Genomic DNA, 7,548 nt, shown 5'->3' on the forward strand with positions numbered 1-7,548 from the left:
CCCACCGCCATCGCCGTCATCGCCACGCCAGCGCTGCCCACGTCCTTCGCATCGCGCGCCCTATCATCTTGATTTGTCGAGATATAATCGACCGTGCGCTCGATCGACGTATTGAGAAGCTCGGCCGCCAGGATCAACACGCCGCCCATCAGGATCACCATGGTCTCGCCCCGCGTCAGCGGCAGCCACAAGGCCAAAGCCGCGCTCGGAACGTTCATCGTCGTCCAGAATTTCAGGCTCGGCTCCTGCGCCCAGGCATTCCGCCAGCCCGCCCAGGACCAGACGATCCGGTTTACAAGCCGGCGCCATTCCCGTTGCAACATCCCCAACCCTCCCCTGTTTTCAGCAGGTTAGGCCGAGAGCGCCGGAAATGTCACCGAAAACCTGTCAGCCCGCGAGGCGCTGGAACAGCTCCGCGTTGGCGCAGTTGGGCGGGACCGCGACCTTGCTGCCATTCTGTGCGGCCAGCCAGGCTTCGCAGGGCTCCGCCCAATCGCAGCCCCGGCAGCGCGTCACCGCGTTGGCCCATGTTTCCTGGGAAATGTGCCCCTCGTGCATGGCATGGATCAGGTCCACCCCGGTCACTTTCGCCATGGATTGCGCCAGCAGGAAATGATGGCGGATATCGCCCAGTGGGTGGGTCATCGTTACGTGTCCTTGGTGGTGGGTTACTCAGGCGTCTCGCAGATCGCGGATCTTCGAGCCGTTGCGGCAATAGGCCGGGGCCTCGTCAGAGGCGGCGTGGCCCTCCAGCCAGTGGGCGCAGTCTTCGGGCGAGGTGCAGTTGGTGCAGCTCAGCAGCATGGCATCGCGGGTTTCCGGGGGCAGGTCGCCACGCAGTTCCGCTTCGTCCAGATCGACCCCCAACCGATCGGCCATCTGGTCCATCAGGTGGGCATGCTCCTCCAGCGTCTTCCGTCCCGGCATCGTCCGTTCCCCGCGCATCGCCATGCCCCGGCGGCATGGCACCGGGCACAGGCTGACTCTGCAGCGCGGCACGGACCTTGACCCAGATCAATCACCCCTGCGGCAAATCCGAACTTTCGCGCTAGGCAAGGCAGGCATCCGGGCCTAGGCTGAGGTCATGTTTACAATCGAACACGACTTCGACGCGACGGTGATCACCCTTGTCGACGAGGGCGCGGCACCGCTTCAGGAAGACCTCAGCATCTCGGCTTTCGCCGAATGCGTGACGCTGGAGCAATACGACCCGCGAACCGACACGGTGCAGAAGATCACCCTGTCGGAGGCGCAATTGCGCGATCTTGCCGCCGCGCTCGACCTGCCCGAGGGCATCTATCGCATCAGGCAGGAACCCGAGACCTGATCTAGGACGCGCAGGACACGCAGCGCACGGCGCAAGGGTCCACGTCGAGTCGGGGGAAACCGATGAATTCACCGCAATCCTCGCACCATCCGAACTCTCCGTCCTCCATGCGGGCGAAGGCCGCCGCGATGGCCCGGAGCCGTCCGTTGCGCCGCGCCTCCAGCGCGGAGGCCATGGCCTGCCCCTGCAAGGCATCCTGGCGCGACAGCCTGCCGATGGCGCTCTGATCCAGTTCAACCGGCTTGCGCCCCTCTGCCGTTGCCTCGGATGCCGACCGCAGGGCGTTTGCCTCCTCCTGCAACAGCGGGCGATAGCGGTTTGCGAGGTGATCGTCTGTGGGATCGGTCATGACCCGACCCCACCAGATCGACAGGGCCGATGCAAGGCTCAGGAAATCTCGATGACCTTGTCACGCCCGGTTTCGCCCTGCACGATCGCCAGGCGCGATTTCGGCACGCCGAGCGCCTTGGCGAGCAGCTTCAGAACGGCCGCGTTGGCCTTGCCGCCTTCGGGCACGGTCGTCACGTAGACACGCAGGGGCGCGGTTGCGTCACCCGGCGGCTCTATGGCATTGCGCGAAGCCTTCGGGGTCACTCTGAGGCTCAGGCGCGTGCCCGGCACGGCCAAGGCGGACAAATCTGGGATCGACCTGGACATGACCGACCCTGTTGCTCAGGCAGGAAGAATTTTCCAGAAAATTCTTCTGTCCCGGGAAAAAGCTTCCGGAAGCTTTTTCCGGCCTGGGTATCGCGCGCCTGACGCTTGCGCGGATCACAGGCGGAGGCCAGTGTAGGGCCAGAAAAGGGAGGTCGACATGGCGACGGGGTTTTTCTGGGACGAACGCTGTTTCTGGCACGGGGGCGGCAACTACGCGATGATGCTGCCCGTGGGCGGCCTCGTTCAGCCGATGCCCGGCGGACTGCCCGAGAACCCGGAAACCAAGCGGCGGCTCAAGAACCTGCTGGAGGTCACGGGGCTGATCCGCGAGCTGGACGTTCGCGGAGCAGAGCTTGCAACCGAGGAAGACCTTCTGCGTATTCACCCGCAAAGCTACCTGACGGCATTCCGCGAGATGTCCGAGGCCGGCGGCGGCGAACTGGGCCTGCGCACGCCCTTCGGGCCCGGCGGCTATGACATCGCGCGCGTGTCCGCCGGACTGGCGAAAGAGGCTCTTCTTGCCACCCTCAAGGGCGAGGTCGACAACGCCTATGCCCTGTCTCGCCCGCCGGGGCACCATTGCCTGCCGGATTTTCCAAACGGCTTCTGCCTGCTGGCCAATATTGCGATTGCCGTGGAAGCGGCCTTCGCGGCGGGGATGGTCGACCGGGTGGCCGTGGTGGATTGGGATGTGCATCACGGCAACGGCACCGAGGCCATTTTCTATGACCGCGACGATGTGCTGACCGTCTCTCTCCACCAGGAGAGGAACTACCCGCTCGACACCGGCGATTTCGAGGATCGCGGGTCCGGCGCGGGCGAGGGCTACAACCTCAACATCCCGCTGCCGCCCGGTGCGGGCCACAACACCTACCTGGAAGCGATGGAACGGCTGGTCATCCCGGCGCTGGCCGATTTCCAGCCCGATGTGATCATAGTGGCCTGTGGCTATGACGCCGCCGCACTCGATCCGCTCAGCCGGATGCTGGCCACGGCCGAGACCTTCAAGACCATGACCACCATGGTGCAGGAAGCGGCGCGCCAGCTCTGCGCGGGGCGGCTCGTGATGGTGCACGAGGGGGGCTATCTCGAGGCTTACGTTCCCTTCTGCGGGCATGGCGTGATCCAGGAAATGTCGGGCAGCCGCATCACGGCCACCGATCCGCTGGCCGAGACCTTCAACGCCCGGCAACCCTCGGCCCGGTTCGAGAATTACTGCTCGGTGCTGCTGGCCGAGATGGAGGACGCGCTTTGACAGGGGTTGCGTAGAAATACCTAGCCGATCGGAATCCAGTTGCCCGAGGCGCTTATTTCCTTATGCCAAGATCAGCGGCGCAGGCTGCGTGACGGGGGCGCGTTGACTCCCCCCTGACCGCGCGGCACGGTGCGCCCGGGAATTCTACGGGAGTTAATCCATGAAGAAAGTATATGGCTCTGCCGACGAGGCGCTGGAGGGCGTTCTCTTCGACGGCATGCTGATCGCCGCCGGGGGGTTTGGCCTGTGCGGCATCCCCGAGCTGCTGATCGACGGGATCGTGAAATCGGGCGTCAAGGACCTGACGGTCGCCTCGAACAATGCGGGCGTTGACGGGTTCGGGTTGGGCAAGCTGCTCGATACGCGCCAGATCAGGAAGATGATGTCCTCTTACGTGGGCGAGAACGCCGAGTTCATGCGCCAGTACCTGTCGGGCGAGCTGGAGCTGGAGTTTAACCCGCAAGGCACCCTGGCCGAGCGCATGCGCGCCGGCGGCGCGGGCATCCCCGGTTTCTACACCAAGACCGGCGTGGGCACCGTGATTGCCGAGGGCAAGGAAGTGAAGCAGTTCGGCGGCGAGGATTACATCCTCGAAGAGGGCATCTTCGCGGACCTCTCGATCGTCAAGGCCTGGAAGGCCGATGACACCGGCAATCTCGTCTTCCGCAAGACCGCGCGCAACTTCAACCCGCCTGCTGCCATGTGCGGCAAGATCTGCATCGCCGAAGTGGAAGAGATCGTCCCGCGCGGATCGCTCGACCCCGATCTCATCCATCTGCCCGGCATCTACGTGCACCGCCTGATTCAAGGCGAGCATGAGAAACGCCTCGAACAGCGCACCACGCGCAAGCGGGAGGAAGCATAATGCCCTGGGACCGTAACCAGATGGCCGCCCGCGCGGCCGAAGAGCTTGAAGACGGCATGTATGTGAACCTCGGCATCGGCATCCCGACGCTGGTGGCGAATTACGTGGGCGACAAGGACATCACGCTCCAGTCCGAAAACGGCATGCTCGGCATGGGTCCCTTCCCCTTCGAGGGCGAAGAAGACCCCGACCTGATCAACGCGGGCAAGCAGACCATCACGGAACTGAGCCGCACCTCCTATTTCGACAGCGCCACCAGCTTCGGCATGATCCGGGGCGGCAAGATCGCCGCGGCGATCCTGGGCGCGATGGAAGTGGCGGAAAACGGCGACCTCGCCAACTGGATGATCCCCGGCAAGCTCGTCAAGGGCATGGGCGGCGCGATGGACCTCGTGGCCGGCGTGGGCCGCGTGGTCGTGGTCATGGACCACACCAACAAGCACGGTGACTCCAAGGTGCTGAAGGCCTGCACCCTGCCGCTCACTGGCAAAGGCGTGGTGGACCGGATCATCACCAACCTCGGCGTGCTCGACGTGGTCGAGGGTGGCCTGAAGATCGTCGAATGCGCCGATGGCGTGACCGAGGACGAATTGCGGGCAGCAACCGAAGCGACCATCGTCGGCTGACCTCGGCCCCTGCTGGAAGACCAAGGCGCCGTCCCCGAAGGGGGGCGGCGTTTTCAGTTCACGCCGTAGCGCATCCGCAGCTCGGTGATCCGCCCCGCATAGGCCTGGTAAAGACAGGGGTAGTCGGCCTGGCAGGCATTGCGCGCCGCAAGCCACGACACCTGGTCGGGCTGCACCCCGGGATAGTGCCGCACCTGTGCATAGAGATCAGCCATGTAGAGATCCATCTGGCCGAGGTCGTCATGGGCGCAGATCGTCCGCTCTGCCGCGTTCAGCGACCCTTCGGTGCACCAGCCCGGTCCCCCGACAGGGTGAAGGCCCGTTGCCGGGGACTGTGGCTTGCCGCCTGCGCCGGACACCAGCAGCTGCAACTCGGCCAGACGGTCATCATAGGCGTTGCGAATGCACCAGGCATTCCAGCCGCAGGCATTGCGCCCGGCAAGCCAGGCCTGCTGCGCCGTCTGGACCCCGGGCATGTGGCGGGTGGCGGCATAGGCGTCCTCCAGCTGCTGATCGCGCCAGCCGAGATCCGGGGTCAGGCAGATGGTCTGCTCGGCAGGGTTGAGCGGGCCGTTGGCACACCAGGACTGCGCCGAGGCCGCGGAAGCCGCACAAATCAGGACAAGCGTGGCGAGAAATCTGGAAACCATGGGAAACTCCGGAATCAAATGCTGTGGGCAGGGCACACGGTCGCGCCTGCTGACACTATACATGAATGGGGCAACCAGATGCGCCGGGGAAATCCGTTGTCTTTCGGCCCTAGTTCGCAACCATCGTCCGGAAGACGCAACCGTCACTGACCAGTTCGGGTGGTGTCAGGCACAACAGCCGGGCCGAGGCCCAGGTGGCCAGAACGCGGGGCACGTAATCGCGCGTTTCCGCGAAGTCGGGCACCCCGCCTGCGTTTCGCACTGCGCCCTCGCCTGCGTTATAACCCGCCAATGCCAGGATCGGATCACGCTCAAACTCTTCCAGCAACCAATCGAGATAGGCGACCCCGCCAGCAATGTTCTGGGCCGGGTCGAAGGCATCCTCGACCCCGAAACGCGCTGCCGTGGCCGGGATCAGCTGCATGAGACCCTGCGCCCCAGCCCCGCTTTGCGCCTGCGGATCGCCGCGCGATTCAACCGCCATGACAGCAAGGGCCAGCGCGGGCGAGACGCGGGTGCCGATGGTGGCTTGCAGCAAGGTCCGGTCATGGGCATCGGCCAGGGCCAGCAGCCCGTCGGCCCGCATGATCGGCAATTCGGCGGCCTGGGGCGCTGTCGACAGGTGGCGCAACGCCGCCTCGAAACGGCCTGCGCCCTGGTCCCGGCTGGCCGGAATCTCGGCCCAGAACCAGTCGGAAGTCGTGGTGGTGGGGGCGGCCTGCGGGGCTGAGACCTCGACCGCCGGGGGCGGCGCGTCGGCCCCATCCCCGATCTGCACCGTGATCCTAGGACCTGTATGGCCCGCAGGAAGCGCCGTGATACGGCGGAAAGTGAAGTCGGGAAACGGAGGCGGCTGCGCGCCCTCTGATGCGGCCTCCTGCCCTTGGGCAGCGGCCGGACCCAGAAGGGCCAGGGCCAGAACCCCGATCCGAATCATCTTGAGATGGTCCATCTGACTGCCCGTTTTCTTTTTCCGCAGCTTGCCAGACAGGGCGGGTGCGAAACAACCGGTCGGTTCCAAATCAATGGGAGAAGTGACTTATTCAGCGCCTTTGCACCTGTAAGAATATCTTTTGCGTTTTCATGCGATCTTTTTAGTGTGCAAAGTCAATTATCCTTGAAAACGACGAGGCATTGCCCATTCTCCGCCCGATTTCGACAGCCCTTTCAAGGGGCGCTGCGCAGGGCAGGCTCACACAGCTCCAGGGGGCGGCCCTGTGCGGCGCACACAAGACCAGAGGCACGTTTATCGAGGGAAAAGAACCATGATCCAGCATTTCATTCAGTCCGAGACAGGCAGCGCAGCCGTCGACTGGGTCGTCATCACAGCCGCGATCGTCGGGCTTGGACTATCGGTCATGGCGGTGATTTCGAACGGCATGAACAATATCGCCTACGAGATCCGGTCGCACATGGCGGAAGAAGAATAGCGGGCATCCGGGGCAGGACGGTCCCCCGGTCACCCCGGAAAGGGCCGCGCGCGACGCGGTCCTTTCCAATTTCCGTTTCATGAACTCCGTCCGAAAAATATCTTCACTAATTCTCTACAATTTCTTTTCAACGCCCAAATCACGCCCGGATTCAGGGGGAAATTGCAGATGTCCAAAGGGGAACAACACCCGAAGGGCATAGCAGTAGAAACCTGGAGCAAGACAATGATCAAGACCTTCCTGAATTCCGAATCCGGTGCCGTGACTGTTGACTGGGTCGTTCTGACCGCAGCCATCGTGGGCCTGGGCCTCGCTGTCATGGCCGTCGTGTCGGCTGGCGTGGAAAACCTCTCGGGCGACATCAAGACCCAGCTCGAGACCAACCACATCGACGCGTCCTTCGGCGACTGATCCCGAACCGACACCGTTTCATGAGAAGGGCCGCGCCATCCTGGCTGCGGCCCTTTTCTTTTGCGCCCGCCCCGGCCCGGCGTATTCGATTAAAAACCCCGACAATTTCTTTCGATTGCCCCATTCGCGCCCGGATTCGGGGGGATAGTCAGATCATCCCAAGGGGGCAGACACCTTAAGGGCAAACCTAAAAGACCAAACCTGGAGCAAGACAATGATCAAGACCTTCCTGAATTCCGAATCCGGTGCCGTGACTGTTGACTGGGTCGTTCTGACCGCAGCCATCGTGGGCCTGGGCCTCGCCGTCATGGCCGTCGTGTCGGCTGG

General features: G+C 63.8%; 13 protein-coding genes. 6 read left to right on the plus strand and 7 right to left on the minus strand.

All coding sequences use genetic code 11. From position 1 onward, the window contains the following. The 3 genes from ACEQXV_RS18760 to ACEQXV_RS18770 all read right to left on the minus strand — a co-directional run. Window positions 1–323 (minus strand): diacylglycerol kinase (locus ACEQXV_RS18760; protein ID WP_370270450.1); only part of this gene is annotated, 323 nt, incomplete at its 3' end. Between the two features lie 64 nt (window positions 324–387). Beyond that, window positions 388–645, minus strand: coding sequence for a DUF6455 family protein (locus tag ACEQXV_RS18765; RefSeq protein WP_370253393.1), 258 nt, complete (start codon window positions 643–645; stop codon window positions 388–390). A gap of 27 nt (window positions 646–672) precedes the next feature. Further along, on the minus strand, window positions 673–927 hold the full coding sequence (locus tag ACEQXV_RS18770) for a DUF6455 family protein (RefSeq protein WP_370253391.1): 255 nt from the start codon (window positions 925–927) through the stop codon (window positions 673–675). A gap of 157 nt (window positions 928–1,084) precedes the next feature. Here ACEQXV_RS18770 and ACEQXV_RS18775 point away from each other — a divergent pair, with 157 nt between their 5' ends. Next, complete coding sequence (locus tag ACEQXV_RS18775) at window positions 1,085–1,327, plus strand: hypothetical protein (RefSeq protein WP_370253390.1); 243 nt, start codon at window positions 1,085–1,087, stop codon at window positions 1,325–1,327. A gap of 1 nt (window position 1,328) precedes the next feature. On the opposite strand, the gene ACEQXV_RS18780 is transcribed toward ACEQXV_RS18775, so the two are convergent. Together ACEQXV_RS18780 and ACEQXV_RS18785 are read right to left on the minus strand one after the other, a co-directional pair. Next, window positions 1,329–1,676 carry a TraR/DksA family transcriptional regulator gene (locus tag ACEQXV_RS18780; RefSeq protein ID WP_370253388.1) on the minus strand — a complete coding sequence of 116 codons (348 nt, stop codon included), beginning with the start codon at window positions 1,674–1,676 and terminating at the stop codon, window positions 1,329–1,331. A gap of 38 nt (window positions 1,677–1,714) precedes the next feature. Next, a complete protein-coding gene (locus ACEQXV_RS18785; RefSeq protein ID WP_370253387.1) occupies window positions 1,715–1,984 on the minus strand; it encodes a DUF167 domain-containing protein in 270 nt (89 codons plus the stop codon). 157 nt (window positions 1,985–2,141) lie between these two features. Between ACEQXV_RS18785 and ACEQXV_RS18790 the strand changes: the two genes are divergently transcribed. From ACEQXV_RS18790 to ACEQXV_RS18800, 3 genes are all read left to right on the plus strand, one after another. Continuing rightward, a complete protein-coding gene (locus ACEQXV_RS18790; RefSeq protein WP_370253386.1) occupies window positions 2,142–3,239 on the plus strand; it encodes a class II histone deacetylase in 1,098 nt (365 codons plus the stop codon). A 160-nt stretch (window positions 3,240–3,399) separates the two neighbouring features. Beyond that, window positions 3,400–4,104 (plus strand): CoA transferase subunit A, encoded by a 705-nt coding sequence (locus ACEQXV_RS18795; protein ID WP_370270452.1) that lies wholly within the window; start codon window positions 3,400–3,402, stop codon window positions 4,102–4,104. Further along, on the plus strand, window positions 4,104–4,730 hold the full coding sequence (locus ACEQXV_RS18800) for a 3-oxoacid CoA-transferase subunit B (protein WP_370253382.1): 627 nt from the start codon (window positions 4,104–4,106) through the stop codon (window positions 4,728–4,730). The genes ACEQXV_RS18795 and ACEQXV_RS18800 overlap by 1 nt, the downstream gene beginning before the upstream one ends. A gap of 53 nt (window positions 4,731–4,783) precedes the next feature. Here ACEQXV_RS18800 and ACEQXV_RS18805 read toward each other — a convergent pair whose 3' ends face one another. Together ACEQXV_RS18805 and ACEQXV_RS18810 are read right to left on the minus strand one after the other, a co-directional pair. Continuing rightward, window positions 4,784–5,380 carry a lysozyme inhibitor LprI family protein gene (locus ACEQXV_RS18805; RefSeq protein ID WP_370270453.1) on the minus strand — a complete coding sequence of 199 codons (597 nt, stop codon included), beginning with the start codon at window positions 5,378–5,380 and terminating at the stop codon, window positions 4,784–4,786. Window positions 5,381–5,489: 109 nt separating this feature from the next. Next, window positions 5,490–6,332 (minus strand): lytic transglycosylase domain-containing protein, encoded by an 843-nt coding sequence (locus ACEQXV_RS18810; protein ID WP_370270454.1) that lies wholly within the window; start codon window positions 6,330–6,332, stop codon window positions 5,490–5,492. 313 nt (window positions 6,333–6,645) lie between these two features. Between ACEQXV_RS18810 and ACEQXV_RS18815 the strand changes: the two genes are divergently transcribed. Both ACEQXV_RS18815 and ACEQXV_RS18820 read left to right on the plus strand, forming a co-directional pair. Further along, window positions 6,646–6,810, plus strand: a complete 165-nt coding sequence (locus ACEQXV_RS18815; RefSeq protein ID WP_370253377.1) for a hypothetical protein — start codon at window positions 6,646–6,648, stop codon at window positions 6,808–6,810. A 225-nt stretch (window positions 6,811–7,035) separates the two neighbouring features. Next, window positions 7,036–7,221, plus strand: coding sequence for a pilus assembly protein (locus tag ACEQXV_RS18820; RefSeq protein WP_370252123.1), 186 nt, complete (start codon window positions 7,036–7,038; stop codon window positions 7,219–7,221). Window positions 7,222–7,548: the final 327 nt, after the last annotated feature.

This window comes from Nioella sp. (assembly GCF_964229645.1).
Taxonomy (GTDB): domain Bacteria; phylum Pseudomonadota; class Alphaproteobacteria; order Rhodobacterales; family Rhodobacteraceae; genus Nioella.